We start from the raw sequence: 15,630 nt of genomic DNA, 5'->3' as shown, positions 1-15,630 counted from the left end.
ATTTTGGCAGAACAGGTCGGCCAAAGCCGTAACCAGATTTCTCGCTATATCCGCCTCACCGAGTTAATTCCCGAACTGCTGGATATGGTGGATGAAAAGAAAATCGCCTTTAATCCAGCCTATGAGCTGTCGTTCCTGAAAAAAGAGGAACAGGTACAGCTTTTGGACGCGATGGACAGCGAACAAGCTACCCCTTCTCTCTCCCAGGCTCAGCGGCTCAAGAAATTCAGCCAGGAGGGACATTTATCCATTGATGTGATGCGGGCCATCATGGGAGAGGAAAAGAAAAGCGATCTGGACAAGGTGACCTTCACATCTGACACTCTGCGGAAGTATTTTCCCAAGAGCTACACGCCCCAGCGGATGCAGGAAACCATTATCAAGCTGCTGGAACAGTGGCAGAAAAAACGCCAACAGCAACATGAACGCTGAGAAAGGAGCAGCCTATGAGGGATATTTCAGCCCGTGAGCTGAAAGGACACAACATTCTTGCCGTGGAGCGTTTTCAGGATAATACCCGCCGGATGATTGAGTTTTCTGTCCTGCGTTCCTGTGCCTACGGCAGTCCCGGTGATGAAATGCGGCTGTTTCTTACGGAGGACGGCTATCAGACCGCCCTGCAAAGCCAGCAGCGCCGGGAAATCAAAATCAAGCGGTACGCCCGTGTGATTGAGGGACATATCCTCGATTTTAAGCCGGACAAGCGCCGCCGCCACTCATAAACAAGTTATTATTGCGAAAGGAAAGGATTGAAATGTGTACTGTAAAGGAAATCCGGGAAGCAATCCGGGAGGATTGCCATTCCCAGCATGATATGGAATCTATGGAGATTGACCGTGTTCTGCAAACTCTGCCATTCTCTCAGGGAGATGACCTGTTGGACAAACCGCCCATTCCCAAGCGCCCCTACCGGCGCAGAAAAAGTGAACAAAACAGCTGACTGCCACAATTCTTTTTACAGGATTGTGGCTTTTTTCATACCCTGAGAAATTTGGAAGGAGTGAGGTCAATGGCCGTATTTCGCATTGAACGAACCAGAGATTATACCGTGATGAGCAATCACCATTTACGCAACGGGAAACTGTCCCTGAAAGCCAAGGGGCTGCTTTCCATGATACTGTCCTTACCGGAGGACTGGAACTATACCACCAGAGGGCTTGCCGCCATCTGCAAAGAGGGCGTGGACGCTATCGGCGGCGCGCTGCGGGAGCTGGAAGCTGCCGGGTACATTGTCCGTCATCAACTGCGGGACAAACAGGGTCGGATCAGTGATACCGAGTATGTTATCTACGAGCAACCACAGCCGAAGAACCCGGATACGCCCCAGCCGGATACGGCTTCACCAGATACGGAAAACCCGGATATGGTGAAACCGGATACGGAAAAGCCCGCAGAATTAAATATAGAGAAATCAAATACTCAAAAATCAATTACCCATGGATCAAGTACCGATTCCATTCCCTTCCGGGAAACAGCGGCGGCAAGACCGCCGGAACGGAAAGGAAGGGATGCGATGTCTGTCTCCGAGATAGAAAATTATCGGGAATTGATTTTAGAGAACATCGAGTATGACTACCTGTGCAGGGAGTTTGCCACCTATCGGGAGGATTTGGATGAGATCGTGGAGCTGATGGTAGAAACTATCTGTGCAAAGCGCAAAACCACCCGGATTGCAGGCAGCGACTTCCCCCATGAGGTGGTGCGCTCCCGGTTTTTGAAGCTGGACAGCGAGCATATCCGGTTTGTCATGGACAGCTTGCAGAAAAATACCACCGAGGTCCGCAACATGAAGCAGTATCTGCTTGCGGTGCTGTTTAATGCGCCTACAACGATCAGCAATCACTACACCGCACAAGTCAACCACGATATGTACGCAGGCGGCTGGTAAACAGCCGCTTTTCTGCTGCCCGGACACACCGGGAGAAAGGATTTTGCCATGAAACGACCTCTTGCCTACATTACGGCTCCCTGGAGCAACAGCCAGTATGAGAACGCCGAGAGCGCTGCGGCCTACTGTCGTCAGGTGTACGACGCCGGGTATTCGCCCATCTGCCCGGTGCTGTTCCTGCCTACCTTCCTCAAGGACGAGATTCCCCAGGAACACAAGGACGGGCTGGATATGGCGCGGGACTACCTGCGCCGGTCCCATGTGCTGGTGGTCTGCGGCCACGGCATCGACGAGACCGTGAAGAATGACATTGCCACCGCCGAGCGCCTGCGGATCACCGCCACCACCCTGGACGGTATCCTGACCGTGAAGGGCCAGGGACGCGGGAAAGGAGGCGCACGCCATGCCTGAGCGTAAGAACGTGGGCCAGCTGATGGAGGAAATGCGCCTCAAAGCCGGGGCGCAGAACTACCACGGCCATGAGTACATGGATTTGGAGCGGTTTGCCGATGACACCCGGCACATGATTATCTTCGATGTGCTGACCGACGATTCCCCGGTGGGCTGGAAAGGTGAACGAACCCGCCTGTTTCTGACGGAGGCCGGATACCAGAAAAGCCTGGAGAACCAGGAAAAGGGCCACATCAAGATTCTCAGCCATGCCAAAGTGCGCCAGGGCCATCTGTACTATGAACGCTCCGACCAGCTGCGCTGAAAGGAGCCTGCCATGCTGAAATACCTGCTGCGGCGGCTGGTGGTCCCGCCTTAGTATCAAGCGCCACCCCTGCAAAATCCGTGGAAAGGAGGCGATGACCTATGCAGGAGGAAGTGGAAAACAGGACTTTGACGCTGGTAGTCAGCGGAACAAAGTTTACCGGGCGGTTGATGAAAGCCGCCATCACCAAGTACCTTGCCCACCGCAAGGAAAAGAAGCTGCAAAAGCAGAGAAGCCGTGACGCGCCTGTGAAGCCCCAGGGCAAGCAGACGGTGAAACAGCTGATTGGTCAAAACCAAGGGGTTTCCAACATCGAGATCACCGACCCCTCCATCAAGGAGTTTGAGAAGATCGCCCGGAAATACGGCGTGGACTATGCGGTGAAGAAGGACCGCAGCAGCTCCCCACCCAAGTACCTGATCTTTTTCAAGGGTCGGGACGCGGATGCCCTGACCGCTGCTTTTACCGAGTACACCGGGAAAAAGGTCAGAAAGGCGGAGAAATCCGAGCGCCCGTCCGTGCTGGCAAAGCTGAGCCAGTTCAAAGAACTGGTAAAACACGCCGTCGTGGACCGGAACAAGCGGAAGGAGCTGGAACGATGAAAAAGCAGCTGAACATCAAAAAGCTCATTTTGCTGAATCTGCCGTATATCCTGATGGGGCTTTTCTCCACCAACTTCGGTGAAGCGTGGCGGATGGCCGTGGGTGCGGACGCTTCGGCAAAAATGCTCTCGTTCTTCTCCACGCTGCCGGTGGCGCTGGCCAGCTGGTGGCCCAGCCTGCACCCGCTGGACCTGCTGGTGGGCCTGTGCTGCTGCGGCGGCCTGCGGCTGGCTGTATACCTGAAAAGCAAGAACGCCAAGAAGTACAGGCACGGCATGGAATACGGTTCCGCCCGGTGGGGAACCCATGAGGACATTGCACCCTACATCGACCCGGTATTCCAGAACAATGTGATTCTGACGAAAACGGAGAGCCTGACAATGAACAGCCGCCCCAAGGACCCAAAGACCGCCAGAAACAAAAATGTGCTGGTGATTGGCGGCTCCGGTTCCGGTAAGACCCGCTTCTGGCTCAAACCGAATCTGATGCAGATGCACAGTTCCTATGTGGTCACAGACCCGAAGGGAACCATTTTGGTGGAGTGCGGGAAAATGCTCCAAAGGGGCGCACCCAAACTGGGGAAAGACGGAAAGCCCATGAAGGATAAGCACGGCAAGGTCATTTATGAGCCGTACCGAATCAAGGTCCTAAATACCATCAACTTCAAGAAGTCCATGCACTATAACCCTTTCGCCTATATCCATAGCGAAAAGGACATCTTGAAGCTGGTAACAACGCTGATCGCCAACACCAAAGGCGAAGGCAAGGCCGGAGACGATTTCTGGGTAAAAGCAGAAACCTTGTTGTACTGCGCGCTTATTGGCTATATCCATTATGAGGCTCCGGTGGAGGAACAAAACTTCTCCACCCTCATTGAGTTCATCAACGCCATGGAGGTCCGGGAGGATGACGAGGAGTTCAAAAACCCCGTGGACCTGATGTTTGATGCACTGGAAGCCGAGAAGCCAAACCACTTTGCGGTGCGCCAGTATAAGAAATATAAGCTGGCTGCCGGCAAAACCGCTAAGTCGATTTTGATTTCCTGCGGCGCTCGCCTTGCCGTATTCGACATTGCAGAGTTGCGTGAGGTCACAGCTTATGACGAGCTGGAGCTGGATACTCTGGGAGACCGGAAAACTGCTCTGTTCCTCATTATGAGTGATACAGATGACAGCTTTAATTTCCTTATATCCATGTGTTATACCCAGCTGTTTAACCTGCTCTGCGAAAAAGCCGACGATGTGTATGGCGGCAGGCTCCCGATCCATGTGCGCTGTCTCATTGATGAATGCGCCAACATTGGCCAGATACCCAAGTTGGAAAAGCTGGTTGCTACCATCCGAAGCCGTGAGATCTCAGCCTGTCTGGTGTTGCAGGCACAGAGTCAGCTCAAGGCGATCTATAAGGACAACGCGGATACCATTATCGGTAACATGGATACTTCCATCTTTCTGGGCGGTAAAGAGCCGACTACCCTCAAAGAGCTGGCTGCCGTGCTGGGTAAGGAAACCATCGACACCTACAACACCGGAGAGAGCCGTGGCCGGGAAACCTCCCACTCCCTCAACTATCAAAAATTGGGTAAAGAGCTGATGAGCCAGGATGAGCTTGCTGTTATGGATGGCGGCAAGTGTATCCTCCAGCTGCGCGGTGTGCGTCCTTTCCTTTCGGATAAGTACGACATCACCAAGCACCCCAATTTCAAATACACAGCTGATGCAGACAAGCGGAATACCTTTGATATTGAAGCATTTTTGTCTGCCAGACTAAAACTCAAGCCTGATGAGGTCTGCGATGTATATGAAGTAGACACGGAGGGCGTGTAATACGGTTCCGCTGAGGAAAGGAGTGATCGTATCTATTTGCCGCAACTGCCTCTGTTGAGGCCATTGGCGTACAAAGTGGGCAATCGCAAGAAAAAATAATGAAAAAGGAGGACAGCCGGAATCATGCTCCCGGAAACCGGGCGGCAGATTGTTCCGGCTTTTGTATGCCTATGAAACATGACAAACCTATTTTTTAATCAGATTCCGGCTAACAAACTATATGGCATTTTTTGAACAGGCAATTACCGTTCTTCAGACTCTCGTTATCGCTCTGGGCGCTGGTCTTGGTATCTGGGGTGTCATCAACCTGTTGGAAGGTTATGGCAATGACAACCCTGGCGCCAAATCTCAGGGCATGAAGCAGCTCATGGCCGGTGCTGGTGTAGCCGTAGTCGGCATGGTCCTTGTACCTCTGCTCTCCGGGCTTTTCTCTGTCTAAGCGTCTCCGTATGAAATCCTTGCCGCTCCCGCAGCTTTGCGGGGGCGGCGGAAAGGAGGTTGACACCGTATGGATTTCTTACTCGAGGCCCTGACAAATTGGCTGAAAGAAATGCTGGTGGGCGGTATTATGAGCAACCTTTCGGGGATGTTTGACAGTGTAAATCAGCAGGTCGCGGATATATCCGTACAGGTAGGCCAGACCCCACAGGGATGGAATGGCAGTATTTTCAGCATGATTGAGAATCTGTCCAACTCCATCATGGTGCCGATTGCAGGTGTGATCCTGGCTATCGTGATGACCGTAGACCTGATCCAGATGATTGCAGACAAGAACAACCTGCATGATGTGGATACCTGGATGATTTTTAAGTGGGTGTTCAAATCAGCCGCTGCCATCCTCATTGTCACAAATACATGGAATATCGTGATGGGCGTCTTTGATATGGCGCAGAGCGTAGTGGCGCAGGCGGCAGGAATCATCAATTCGGATGCGTCCATTGACATTTCCTCAGTTATGACCGATCTGGAACCGAGGCTGATGGAAATGGATCTGGGACCGCTGTTCGGACTGTGGTTCCAATCCCTCTTTATTGGCATTACCATGTGGGCGTTGTATATCTGTATCTTTATCGTTATTTATGGCCGTATGATCGAGATCTACCTTGTGACTTCGGTGGCTCCCATTCCAATGGCTGCAATGATGGGCAAAGAATGGGGCGGTATGGGACAGAATTACCTCCGATCCCTGCTGGCACTGGGCTTTCAGGCGTTTCTCATTATCGTCTGCGTGGCAATTTATGCTGTGCTGGTGCAGAACATCGCTCTGGAAGATGACATCATCATGGCAATCTGGAGCTGCGTGGGCTACACCGTACTGCTATGTTTTACGCTGTTCAAAACCGGCAGTCTCGCCAAATCAGTCTTTCAGGCGCACTAAAACGGAAGGAGGTTTCCACATTGGCTTATGTACCCGTACCCAAGGACTTAACAAAAGTCAAAACAAAGGTCATGTTCAATCTGACTAAGCGGCAGCTTATCTGCTTCACGGGCGGAGCGCTTATTGGCGTACCGCTTTTCTTTTTGCTAAGAAAACCTACCGGAAACAGTGTAGCGGCTATGTGTATGATGCTGGTTATGCTACCCTTCTTTATGCTGGCTATGTACGAAAAGCATGGACAGCCCCTGGAAAAGATCGTGGGCAACATTCTCAAAGTAGCTGTGATCCGTCCAAAGCAGCGACCTTACCAGACCAACAACTTTTATGCCGTATTAAAGCGGCAGGAAATGCTCGATAAGGAGGTGTATGACATTGTTCACCGCAATAAAAAAATGGCTGCATCGGATGTTCGGAAAAACCGAGGAAAAAACTGTGCAGCCGGTAAAGACAAAGAAAAAGCTGTCCCGCGCCGATAAGAAGCAGATCGAAGCGGCCATTGCCCGCGCTAACCGCACGGACAAAAAAGGAAAATCTGCGCAGGACAGTATCCCTTATGAACGGATGTGGCCGGACGGAATCTGCCGCGTATCGGACAGCCACTACACAAAGACCATCCAGTTTCAGGACATCAACTATCAGCTCTCCCAAAACGAAGATAAGACGGCAATCTTTGAGGGGTGGTGTGATTTTCTCAATTATTTTGACAGCTCGATTCATTTCCAGCTGTCTTTTTTGAATCTTGCGGCATCGGAGGAGACCTTTGCTAACTCCATTTCCATCCCGCCCCAGAGGGACGCCTTTGACAGTATCCGCGAGGAATACACCACAATGCTGCAAAATCAGCTGGCCAGAGGTAACAACGGTCTCATCAAGACAAAATACCTGACCTTTGGTATCGACGCGGACAGCATCAAAGCCGCCAAGCCCCGTCTGGAGCGTATTGAGACCGATATACTTAATAACTTTAAGCGTCTTGGTGTAGCTGCCAGAACGCTGGACGGTAAAGAAAGGCTTTTTCAGCTTCATGCGGTATTCCACATGGATGAACAACTCCCGTTTCAGTTTGAATGGGACTGGCTGGCTCCTTCCGGTCTGTCCACAAAGGATTTTATTGCACCAAGCTCCTTTGAGTTCCGCACCGGCAAGCAGTTCCGTATGGGTAAGAAATACGGGGCTGTTTCTTTTTTGCAGATTCTCGCACCGGAGCTGAATGACCGTCTGCTGGCTGATTTTCTGGATATGGAAAGCTCGCTCATTGTGAGTATGCACATTCAGTCGGTGGATCAGGTGAAAGCCATCAAAACGGTAAAGCGCAAGATTACCGACCTTGACCGCAGCAAGATCGAGGAACAGAAAAAAGCAGTCCGCGCCGGATATGACATGGACATCATTCCATCTGATCTTGCTACCTACGGCAGTGAAGCGAAAAAACTCTTGCAGGATTTGCAGAGCCGCAACGAGAGAATGTTCCTTTTGACCTTTCTGGTGCTGAACACAGCGGACAATCCCCGTCAGCTTGGCAACAACATCTTTCAGGCAGGCTCTATTGCCCAGAAGTATAACTGTCAGCTGACCAGGCTGGACTTCCAGCAGGAAGAAGGGCTGATGAGCTGTCTGCCTCTGGGTCTCAATCAGATTGAGATCCAGCGAGGATTGACCACCAGTTCCACAGCTATCTTTGTGCCCTTCACTACGCAGGAACTGTTCCAGAACGGGAAAGAAGCACTGTACTACGGCATCAATGCTCTGTCCAACAACCTCATCATGGTGGACAGAAAGCTGCTGAAAAACCCCAACGGCCTGATTTTGGGTACGCCGGGTTCCGGTAAGTCCTTCAGCGCAAAACGAGAAATTGCCAACTGCTTTTTGCTTACCAGTGATGATGTCATTATCTGTGACCCGGAAGCGGAGTACGCACCTCTTGTTGAGCGTCTGCATGGGCAGGTCATCAAGATCTCACCTACTTCAACCAACTATATCAATCCGATGGATCTGAATCTGGACTACTCGGATGATGAAAGCCCGCTGTCCCTCAAATCTGATTTTATCCTCAGCTTGTGTGAGCTGATCGTGGGCGGTAAGGAGGGCTTGCAGCCGGTGCAGAAAACCATTATTGACCGTTGTGTACGGTTGGTTTACAACGAATATCTCAATGACCCAAAGCCGGAGAATATGCCGATTTTGGAGGACCTTTATAACCTGTTGCGGGAGCAGGAAGAAAAAGAAGCTCAGTACATTGCAACGGCATTGGAAATCTATGTAACGGGTTCTTTGAATGTGTTCAATCATCAGAGCAATGTGGACATTGATAACCGGATTGTCTGCTATGACATCAAGGAACTGGGCAAGCAGCTTAAAAAAATCGGTATGCTGGTGGTTCAGGATCAGGTATGGAACCGCGTTACCATCAACCGTGCCGCCCACAAGTCCACCCGTTACTACATCGACGAGATGCACCTGCTTTTGAAGGAGGAGCAGACCGCCGCCTATACGGTGGAAATCTGGAAGCGATTCAGAAAATGGGGCGGTATTCCGACAGGTATCACCCAGAATGTCAAAGACCTTTTGAGCAGCCGCGAGGTGGAAAATATCTTTGAAAATTCCGACTTCGTGTATATGCTCAACCAGGCAGGCGGGGACCGGCAGATCCTCGCCAAGCAGCTGGGCATTTCCACACACCAGTTATCTTATGTGACCCACTCCGGTGAGGGCGAGGGCCTGCTGTTCTATGGCTCCACGATCCTGCCTTTCGTGGATCACTTCCCGAAGAATACCGAGCTTTACCGCATTATGACCACCAAACCCCAGGAACTGAAAAAGAAGGAGGATGAATGATGATGAACTCCAACATTTTGAATAAAAATCCGCTGATGTTTTTTGACAGGGCGGTAAATGCCCAGCGCAGCCAGCTGCTTACAGTCATGGCCGATGCGGTAAGCGAGTGCCGCACAGCGGCAGATCAGGCAGCAGAACTGAATGAGACCGGTCAGGTGGGGCTTCTCCGTCTGGCAGAGGTCTGGAGTGCCATCCGTGCCAAGGAAGGTATGGGTGGTCTGGTTCTGGAAGGAACTGAAGCGAAGATCCTGTCCGATGTGGTGGCACAGTTTTATGCCTACCTGTCCGGCTGTATGTTCAACGATCCTGTGGGAATGGCCATTTATGCAGAGCTGCACTACATGATGTCCTCCCTCATGCTGGGAGAATGGTTTGAATAAAGAGCCGCGCCTGCGCTTTACTGATGAGGAACGGTCTGATCCTGCACTGGAAAAGCCGATCCGTAAAGCGGAAAAAGCTGCGGCCAGAGCAGATAAGGCGCAGGCCAATATCCCAAAGAAAAAGGTCAGGCAGACGGTCATTGACCCGGATACCGGAAAAAAGACCTCGAAGCTGACCTTTGAGGACAAGAAAAAGCCACCTTCCAAAGTTTCTCAAGGAGTCAGGGAAGCTCCCGTCCATCTGGTCGCAGGCAAGCTCCACAAAGAGATCCGGGAAACAGAGCAGGACAATGTGGGCGTGGAAAGCGCCCACAAGTCCGAGGAAGCGGTGGAGACCGGCGCTTATCTGGTGCGGGAGGGCTATCGCAGCCACAAGCTGAAGCCGTACCGCAAAGCAGCCCAGGCAGAGCGTCAACTGGAAAAGGCAAATGTAAATGTTCTGTACCAGAAATCTTTGCAGGAAAATCCCCGGTTTGCCAGCAACCCTCTTTCCCGCTGGCAGCAAAAGCAGGCCATCAAAAAGCAGTATGCCGCCGCCAAACACGCCGGTCAGACTGCCGGAAATACCGCCCAGGCTGCATCCAAAACCGGAAAAGCCGCAAGGACGGTAAAAGAAAAGGTACAGCAGGCAGGGGCATTCGTCATGCGCCACAAGAAGGGTTTCCTGATGGCAGGGGTTTTGTTCCTCATTACCTGTATGCTGATGAATACCATGTCCTCCTGCTCCATGATGGCGCAGAGCATCGGTTCCGTTCTCTCCGGCACCACCTATCCGTCGGATGACCCGGAAATGCTGGCGGTGGAGGCAGATTATGCAGCCAGAGAAGCCCGGTTGCAGGAGGAAATCGACAACATAGAAAGCAGTCACCCAGGGTATGACGAGTATCGCTATGACCTTGGTATGATCGGCCATGACCCTCATGAGCTGGCAGCATTTCTCTCTGCCGTCTTGCAAGGCTACACCCGGCAGAGCGCTCAGGCAGAGCTGGCGCGTGTGTTTGCAGCACAGTATCAGCTGACGCTTACTGAGGAAGTGGAGATTCGCTACCGCACGGAGACCTCCACCGACCCGGAGACCGGTGAGACCACCTCAGAAGAAGTTCCCTATGAGTATTACATTTTGAATGTGAAACTCGCCAGCAAGCCCATTTCCGCTGTGGTGTCGGAACTTCTGACCCCGGAGCAGATGAAAATGTATCAGGTTTACCGGCAGACCATGGGCAATAAGCCGCTGTTGTTTGGCGGCGGCTCCCCTGATACCAGCGGCTCGGAAGATCTGTCCGGTGTGCAGTTCATTAACGGTACCCGCCCCGGCAATCCTCAGCTGGTGGAACTGGCCAAGCGTCAGGTGGGCAATGTGGGCGGTTATCCCTACTGGAGCTGGTACGGCTTTGACTCCCGTGTGGAATGGTGCGCCTGCTTCGTATCCTGGTGCTATAACCAGGCAGGAAAAAGTGAGCCGCGCTTTGCAGGCTGTGAGTGGCAAGGTGTTCCGTGGTTCCAGTCTCATGGACAGTGGGGCGCAAGAGGCTATAACAATCTGGCTCCCGGAGATGCAATTTTCTTTGACTGGGATTTGGATGGGACAGCAGACCATGTGGGTATCGTGATCGGTACGGATGGCAGCCGTGTTTATACCGTGGAGGGAAATTCCGGCGATGCCTGCAAGATTAAAAGTTATGACCTGAATTATCAAAGCATTAAGGGCTACGGCCTGATGAACTGGTAACAGAGATTTTTAAGAAGGAGTGATAGACGATGGCAAAGAACAAAATTGAGCGCATTGACCAGGAGATTACAAAGGTCCGTGAGAAGATCGCAGAGTATCAGGAAAAGCTCAAGGCGCTGGAAGCACAGAAAACCGAGGCAGAAAATCTGGAGATCGTCCAGATGGTGCGCGCCCTGCGTATGACCCCGACCCAGTTGAGCGCCATGCTGTCCGGTGGCACAGTTCCCGGCAGTTTGGCTGATGACAATAACGAACAGGAGGAAAACAGCTATGAGGAATAAACGATTGCTCCGAACACTTTCCGCCTTTTGCCTGACAATGGTTGTGGCATTTGGCTTTACGATCCCTGCTTTTGCACAGGGGTCAGAACAGGCTCCGGCGGCACCGGCAGAGGATTCTACCAATGATAGCAACGTGATTGTGGAAGAAACAGAACCAGCACCGGCACTTACACCGGAGGGGAATGCAGCACTGGTAGATGATTTTGGAGGCAATAAGCAGCTTATTACGGTTACGACCAAAGCTGGAAATTACTTTTACATCTTGATTGATAGGGCGAATGAGGACAAGGAGACTGCTGTTCACTTTCTGAATCAGGTGGACGATGCAGACCTTGCGGCGCTGATGGAAGATGGAAAACCCAAAGAGGAGATGCCTGCGGTATGCAGCTGTTCAACAAAATGTGAAGCAGGGGCAGTCAATACGGCCTGCCCGGTCTGCGTAACTGATAAGAGTAAATGTACGGGCAAAGCATCGGAACCTCCGGTAGAAACATCGGAACCGGAAAAAGAGAAGCCTGCCGGACTGAACCCGGCTGCGATAGTCCTTTTGCTGGCTCTGCTGGGAGGCGGTGGCGTATTTGCCTACTTGAAGCTCATTAAGAATAAGCCTAAGACCAAGGGCAATGACAGTCTGGACGATTATGATTACGGCGAGGAAGATTCCGAGGAATGGGAAACCGAGGATGAGGAGTCGGATGAACCGGACGCTGACGGGGGCAGCACAGAAGAAGATGACGAGGACAGCGTGAAATGACCCGATTCACAGACAGTCCCTATGAACGCATGATGACACGCAGGCCGGAGGGCGGGAGGGAAACTTCCCGTCCTCCTTCTTTACCCCACAACCACCCCTGCTATGGTTGCGGGAGTTATGGAAGCCCCTGCGTAGGTATCTGCCATCGTGAGATGGAACGCTGGCTCAAAGAAAGGAAACGAAAAAAATGAGTGTTCTGATTATATTTATCAAGCTGATTGCTGTTTTTGACCTGCTGGTAATTGCTGTGTATTTTGGCGGCGACATTCTTTCTACCATGTTAAACAAACTTTGGAGAAAGCCAAAGCAAGATGACCCCTTTGATTTCTCCTTAGATACCATGACAGTTTCATTGTCCATAGATTCTATCCGTCAGCTTTGTTCCGACGATGCGGCAGATTTTGTGGAAGAAAAGATCCTGCCAAATGCGGAGAAAACAATGGCCGTGCTGACGGAACAAGAACAGACGGCGGCTCGTCTGCTCTTATCCGCTTTGATCGGTTTTCTTGCAGCAGAAGCTCCTATGGATGAACAGAGCTTTCCTTTGATGATGGAACTTCTGAACTGCATGGAAGGGGAAAAAGAAGATGGTTGCCAGGATGCAGTAGATAGTTTACTTGAAGATGCCGCCTGCAATACCCGCCGTCACGAAGAATATTACAACAATTATCAACGCTATCAACTGATGCAGGTGGATAAAGAGCGTGTGATTATGGCCTGCAATATCATAATCAATGATTTGATTGGCAGGTTGTACCGATATGATTATCGCTTTGGATATGACATTACACTTGCCTCAGAACACAGCATTGCAAAAAAACTGTCTGATAATTGGCAGAATGAATGGGAGGCTGAAGATGATGAGATATAAACTGGTAATCGCTGAAAAACCATCGGTTGCACAAAGTCTGGCTGCGGTAATCGGTGCAACTGCTCGTAAGGATGGGTATCTGGAGGGTAACGGCTGGCGTGTCAGCTGGTGCGTGGGCCATCTGGCTGGTCTTGCGGATGCAGACAGTTATGATCCCAAGTATGCCAAGTGGCGATATGATGACCTGCCTATCCTGCCGGAGCATTGGCAGATGGTGGTGGGAAAGGATAAGAAAAAGCAGTTTGATATTCTCAAAAAGCTGATGAATGCCCCGGATGTGACGGAAGTGGTAAATGCCTGCGATGCCGGACGCGAGGGTGAGCTGATCTTCCGCAGCGTCTATGAGCTGGCAGACTGTCAAAAGCCTATGAAAAGGCTCTGGATTTCTTCGATGGAGGACTCTGCCATAAGGGAGGGCTTTGCAAACCTGCGCCCCGGTGCGGATTATGACGGACTTCGGGATGCTGCCCTCTGCCGTGCCAAGGCCGACTGGCTGGTGGGGATCAATGCCACAAGGCTTTTTTCCGTGCTGTATCACCGAACCCTCAACATCGGGCGCGTGATGTCCCCGACGCTGGCGCTTATTGTTCAGCGAGAAGCTGAGATCGACACCTTTAAGCCGATTCCCTTTTATACCGTGGCGCTGGAGCTGCCCGGTCTTACCGTATCCGGGGAGCGCATGGCGGATAAGGTTGCTGCTGAGCAGCTGAAAGAAGCCTGTCAGGGTGCAAATGTCACAATCAAAAAGGTGGAGTGCAAGGAAAAGTCCGAAAAGCCGCCTGCCCTCTATGATCTGACTACTCTGCAAAGAGATGCCAATCGCCTGCTTGGATTTACAGCCCAGCAGACCCTGGACTATCTGCAAAGCCTGTATGAAAAGAAGCTCTGCACCTATCCCCGTACTGACAGCCGCTATCTGACCAGTGATATGGCAGACAGCCTGCCGGTGCTGGTGAATCTGGTTGCCAATGCTATGCCGTTTCGCAAAGGGATCGCCATTACCTGTGATCCGCAGACGGTCATCAACGATAAGAAAGTAACCGACCACCACGCAGTAATCCCTACCAGAAATCTCAAGGATGCAGACCTTTCTGCCCTTCCTGCGGGAGAAAAAGCGGTGCTGGAGCTGGTGGCCCTGCGTCTGCTGTGTGCCGTGGCCCAGCCCCATATCTATTCGGAAACCGTTGTGATTGCAGCGTGTGCCGGTAGGGAGTTTACCGCCAAAGGAAAAACGGTGAAGCACCCCGGATGGAAAGCACTGGAGGACGCCTACCGTGCCAAAATGAAGGATGCAGAGCCGAAAAAAGAGGGCGCAGAGAAAGCCCTGCCGGAGCTGACCGAAGGACAGACCCTTTCGGTTGTTGCTGCAATCGTCAAAGAAGGCAAAAGCAGTCCGCCCCTGCACTTTACGGAGGACACTCTGTTGTCCGCGATGGAGACTGCCGGAAAAGAGGATATGCCGGAGGATGCCGAGCGAAAAGGTCTGGGGACACCGGCCACCCGTGCCGGTATTTTGGAAAAGCTGGTATCTGCCGGTTTTCTGGAACGAAAAAAGAGCAGGAAAACGGTGCAGCTTCTCCCTTCCCACGATGCAGTTTCCCTGATCACCGTTCTGCCGGAACAACTGCAATCGCCGCTTCTGACTGCCGAGTGGGAGTACCGACTGGGCGAGATCGAGCGCGGGCAGCTTGCCCCGGAGGAGTTTTTGGACGGGATCAGCACCATGCTGAAAGATCTGGTGGGAACTTATCAGGTCATCAAAGGAACTGAGTACCTGTTCACTCCGCCCCGTGAGGTGGTGGGCAAATGCCCTCGCTGCGGCGGTGAAGTTGCAGAACTGCAAAAAGGCTTCTTCTGTCAGAATGATTCTTGCAAATTTGCAATCTGGAAAAATAACAAATGGTGGGCTGCCAAGAAAAAACAGCCGACCAAGGCTGTGGTGTCTGCACTGCTTAACGATGGCCGTGTCCGTGTGACGGGGCTATATTCGGAGAAAACCGGCAAGACCTACGATGCCACTGTGGTTTTGGAGGACGATGGACAGTACGCCAACTTCAAGCTGGAATTTGATCAGCGGAAAGGAGGCAGCCGATGAAGCTCTCTTTAGTGGAACGGGAAACCATTCTTCTCTATAATCAGGCAGAACCAATGGCTGAGATCTATACCCATGATCCCCGTCTGATGGAGAAGCTGGATTTGCTGGCAAAAAAGCACCCCGACCAGATCACCCGAAAGGACGCCCATAACTTTACCGTCCCCAAGCGGTGTGTATCAGTCAGGGAGCCATATAGCGCAGAACGCCGCAAAGCTGCCAGTGAGCGTGCGAAAGCTGCCGGATACCAGCCTCCTGTGAGAAAGCCCAGCGGTTAAA

General features: G+C 51.9%; 19 protein-coding genes and 1 pseudogene. All 20 read left to right on the top strand.

The genetic code is table 11. From position 1 onward, the window contains the following. Positions 1-432, top strand: a pseudogene (locus DW724_RS15990) (ParB/RepB/Spo0J family partition protein); the annotation flags it as partial. A gap of 14 nt (positions 433-446) precedes the next feature. Beyond that, positions 447-722 carry a DUF5720 family protein gene (locus DW724_RS07840; RefSeq protein ID WP_118667542.1) on the top strand — a complete coding sequence of 92 codons (276 nt, stop codon included), beginning with the start codon at positions 447-449 and terminating at the stop codon, positions 720-722. 32 nt (positions 723-754) lie between these two features. Continuing rightward, positions 755-940 carry a hypothetical protein gene (locus tag DW724_RS07835; protein ID WP_118667543.1) on the top strand — a complete coding sequence of 62 codons (186 nt, stop codon included), beginning with the start codon at positions 755-757 and terminating at the stop codon, positions 938-940. 69 nt (positions 941-1,009) lie between these two features. Beyond that, positions 1,010-1,888 (top strand): DUF6017 domain-containing protein, encoded by an 879-nt coding sequence (locus DW724_RS07830; protein ID WP_118749553.1) that lies wholly within the window; start codon positions 1,010-1,012, stop codon positions 1,886-1,888. 48 nt (positions 1,889-1,936) lie between these two features. Next, positions 1,937-2,299: a DUF7768 domain-containing protein gene (locus DW724_RS07825; RefSeq protein ID WP_015527912.1), complete on the top strand. Its 363-nt coding sequence runs from the start codon at positions 1,937-1,939 to the stop codon at positions 2,297-2,299. Continuing rightward, entirely contained in the window at positions 2,292-2,603 is a 312-nt protein-coding gene (locus DW724_RS07820; RefSeq protein WP_118749554.1) for a DUF5720 family protein, read from the top strand. Before DW724_RS07825 ends, DW724_RS07820 begins: the two co-directional genes overlap by 8 nt. 101 nt (positions 2,604-2,704) lie before the next feature. After that, a complete protein-coding gene (locus DW724_RS07815; RefSeq protein WP_050005939.1) occupies positions 2,705-3,205 on the top strand; it encodes a PcfB family protein in 501 nt (166 codons plus the stop codon). Then, positions 3,202-5,031 (top strand): VirD4-like conjugal transfer protein, CD1115 family, encoded by a 1,830-nt coding sequence (locus tag DW724_RS07810; protein WP_118667675.1) that lies wholly within the window; start codon positions 3,202-3,204, stop codon positions 5,029-5,031. The genes DW724_RS07815 and DW724_RS07810 overlap by 4 nt, the downstream gene beginning before the upstream one ends. Positions 5,032-5,251: 220 nt before the next feature. Then, the gene (locus DW724_RS07805) at positions 5,252-5,470 is read left to right on the top strand and encodes a Maff2 family mobile element protein (protein WP_003525154.1); all 219 of its coding nucleotides are present in this window, start codon (positions 5,252-5,254) and stop codon (positions 5,468-5,470) included. A gap of 69 nt (positions 5,471-5,539) precedes the next feature. Continuing rightward, a complete protein-coding gene (locus DW724_RS07800) occupies positions 5,540-6,409 on the top strand; it encodes a VirB6/TrbL-like conjugal transfer protein, CD1112 family (RefSeq protein WP_118749555.1) in 870 nt (289 codons plus the stop codon). 20 nt (positions 6,410-6,429) lie between these two features. Next, on the top strand, positions 6,430-6,885 hold the full coding sequence (locus DW724_RS07795; RefSeq protein ID WP_002576235.1) for a PrgI family protein: 456 nt from the start codon (positions 6,430-6,432) through the stop codon (positions 6,883-6,885). Then, positions 6,842-9,244 carry a VirB4-like conjugal transfer ATPase, CD1110 family gene (locus tag DW724_RS07790; RefSeq protein ID WP_117910059.1) on the top strand — a complete coding sequence of 801 codons (2,403 nt, stop codon included), beginning with the start codon at positions 6,842-6,844 and terminating at the stop codon, positions 9,242-9,244. Before DW724_RS07795 ends, DW724_RS07790 begins: the two co-directional genes overlap by 44 nt. Beyond that, positions 9,244-9,624, top strand: coding sequence for a DUF3851 domain-containing protein (locus DW724_RS07785; protein WP_441377272.1), 381 nt, complete (start codon positions 9,244-9,246; stop codon positions 9,622-9,624). Before DW724_RS07790 ends, DW724_RS07785 begins: the two co-directional genes overlap by 1 nt. Then, positions 9,617-11,353: a CHAP domain-containing protein gene (locus DW724_RS07780; protein WP_118667389.1), complete on the top strand. Its 1,737-nt coding sequence runs from the start codon at positions 9,617-9,619 to the stop codon at positions 11,351-11,353. The genes DW724_RS07785 and DW724_RS07780 overlap by 8 nt, the downstream gene beginning before the upstream one ends. Before the next feature lie 29 nt (positions 11,354-11,382). After that, positions 11,383-11,634 carry a DUF4315 family protein gene (locus tag DW724_RS07775; RefSeq protein WP_006777886.1) on the top strand — a complete coding sequence of 84 codons (252 nt, stop codon included), beginning with the start codon at positions 11,383-11,385 and terminating at the stop codon, positions 11,632-11,634. Then, the gene (locus tag DW724_RS07770) at positions 11,624-12,388 is read left to right on the top strand and encodes a DUF4366 domain-containing protein (RefSeq protein ID WP_118667189.1); all 765 of its coding nucleotides are present in this window, start codon (positions 11,624-11,626) and stop codon (positions 12,386-12,388) included. The genes DW724_RS07775 and DW724_RS07770 overlap by 11 nt, the downstream gene beginning before the upstream one ends. After that, on the top strand, positions 12,385-12,579 hold the full coding sequence (locus tag DW724_RS07765) for a hypothetical protein (RefSeq protein WP_004797798.1): 195 nt from the start codon (positions 12,385-12,387) through the stop codon (positions 12,577-12,579). The genes DW724_RS07770 and DW724_RS07765 overlap by 4 nt, the downstream gene beginning before the upstream one ends. Further along, the gene (locus DW724_RS07760) at positions 12,576-13,259 is read left to right on the top strand and encodes a conjugal transfer protein TraG (protein ID WP_118667188.1); all 684 of its coding nucleotides are present in this window, start codon (positions 12,576-12,578) and stop codon (positions 13,257-13,259) included. The genes DW724_RS07765 and DW724_RS07760 overlap by 4 nt, the downstream gene beginning before the upstream one ends. After that, complete coding sequence (locus DW724_RS07755) at positions 13,246-15,354, top strand: type IA DNA topoisomerase (RefSeq protein ID WP_118667187.1); 2,109 nt, start codon at positions 13,246-13,248, stop codon at positions 15,352-15,354. The genes DW724_RS07760 and DW724_RS07755 overlap by 14 nt, the downstream gene beginning before the upstream one ends. Beyond that, positions 15,351-15,629, top strand: a complete 279-nt coding sequence (locus DW724_RS07750) for an immunoglobulin (RefSeq protein ID WP_118667186.1) — start codon at positions 15,351-15,353, stop codon at positions 15,627-15,629. Before DW724_RS07755 ends, DW724_RS07750 begins: the two co-directional genes overlap by 4 nt. Position 15,630: the final 1 nt, after the last annotated feature.

It is taken from the genome of Butyricicoccus sp. AM27-36, from assembly GCF_003480945.1.
GTDB lineage: Bacteria > Bacillota > Clostridia > Oscillospirales > Butyricicoccaceae > Agathobaculum > Agathobaculum butyriciproducens.
This window is presented reverse-complemented; position numbering and strand designations above follow the sequence as displayed.

Coding starts and splice junctions, on each gene's coding strand:
- DW724_RS07825 (WP_015527912.1), top strand. CDS start 1,937: ATGAAACGACCTCTTGCCTACATTACGGCTCCCTGGAGCAACAGCCAG.
- DW724_RS07770 (WP_118667189.1), top strand. CDS start 11,624: ATGAGGAATAAACGATTGCTCCGAACACTTTCCGCCTTTTGCCTGACA.
- DW724_RS07815 (WP_050005939.1), top strand. CDS start 2,705: ATGCAGGAGGAAGTGGAAAACAGGACTTTGACGCTGGTAGTCAGCGGA.
- DW724_RS07805 (WP_003525154.1), top strand. CDS start 5,252: ATGGCATTTTTTGAACAGGCAATTACCGTTCTTCAGACTCTCGTTATC.
- DW724_RS07765 (WP_004797798.1), top strand. CDS start 12,385: ATGACCCGATTCACAGACAGTCCCTATGAACGCATGATGACACGCAGG.
- DW724_RS07760 (WP_118667188.1), top strand. CDS start 12,576: ATGAGTGTTCTGATTATATTTATCAAGCTGATTGCTGTTTTTGACCTG.
- DW724_RS07820 (WP_118749554.1), top strand. CDS start 2,292: ATGCCTGAGCGTAAGAACGTGGGCCAGCTGATGGAGGAAATGCGCCTC.
- DW724_RS07830 (WP_118749553.1), top strand. CDS start 1,010: ATGGCCGTATTTCGCATTGAACGAACCAGAGATTATACCGTGATGAGC.
- DW724_RS07775 (WP_006777886.1), top strand. CDS start 11,383: ATGGCAAAGAACAAAATTGAGCGCATTGACCAGGAGATTACAAAGGTC.
- DW724_RS07800 (WP_118749555.1), top strand. CDS start 5,540: ATGGATTTCTTACTCGAGGCCCTGACAAATTGGCTGAAAGAAATGCTG.
- DW724_RS07840 (WP_118667542.1), top strand. CDS start 447: ATGAGGGATATTTCAGCCCGTGAGCTGAAAGGACACAACATTCTTGCC.
- DW724_RS07755 (WP_118667187.1), top strand. CDS start 13,246: ATGATGAGATATAAACTGGTAATCGCTGAAAAACCATCGGTTGCACAA.
- DW724_RS07750 (WP_118667186.1), top strand. CDS start 15,351: ATGAAGCTCTCTTTAGTGGAACGGGAAACCATTCTTCTCTATAATCAG.
- DW724_RS07785 (WP_441377272.1), top strand. CDS start 9,244: ATGATGAACTCCAACATTTTGAATAAAAATCCGCTGATGTTTTTTGAC.
- DW724_RS07810 (WP_118667675.1), top strand. CDS start 3,202: ATGAAAAAGCAGCTGAACATCAAAAAGCTCATTTTGCTGAATCTGCCG.
- DW724_RS07835 (WP_118667543.1), top strand. CDS start 755: ATGTGTACTGTAAAGGAAATCCGGGAAGCAATCCGGGAGGATTGCCAT.